The 570-nt window shown below is 39.1% G+C and carries 2 pseudogenes; both read left to right on the forward strand.

The annotated features are described in order from the left end of the window. Window positions 1-106: pseudogene (locus tag ACFIO3_RS15315) on the forward strand (acyl-[acyl-carrier-protein]--UDP-N-acetylglucosamine O-acyltransferase); the annotation flags it as partial. 2 nt (window positions 107-108) lie between these two features. Further along, window positions 109-570: pseudogene (locus tag ACFIO3_RS15320) on the forward strand (DUF1009 domain-containing protein); the annotation flags it as partial.

The following is a 570-nucleotide window of genomic DNA, read 5'->3' on the forward strand; positions in this document are numbered from 1 at the left end:
TTCTCAGTCTGTTTCTGAAGTTGTTAATTTTATTAAAGAAGAAGGAAAGCGTTTTTATTGTACACCAAAATTTGAAGGTGATAGAATAAAAGAACATAAGGATTAAAAATGCCTATTTGGGGAGCCAGAAGTTTTCTTTCCGGCCGTACTGCCGTTATAGCAGGAAATGGTGTTCTACCGATTACTGTTGCGCAGGCTCTTGAGAAGAATGGAGAAAATCCTTTTCTTGTGCTTTTGCGTGGTGAGGCAGATTCTGTTCTTTATCGTTATGAGCATTGCGAGCTATCAATTGTAGAGTTAGCGCGACTCGTTAAAATCTTAAAAGAGGCTGAAGTTTATAATGTTGTTTTGGCAGGTGGTGTGAAAAAGCGGCCACTTCTTAAACAATTGCGACTGGACTGGACAACATTTTTAGCTCTTCCTAAGTTAATCGGAGCTTTGAGGAGGGGGGATGATGCGTTATTAAAAGCTTTTATACGGGTTATTGAAGCGCATGGTTTTTGTGTTATCGGTGCCCATGAAATAGTACCAGATCTTTTAGCTCCCATAGCATTTAATTTAACAATACGG

This window comes from Bartonella sp. AD328YNZD, assembly GCF_042196425.1.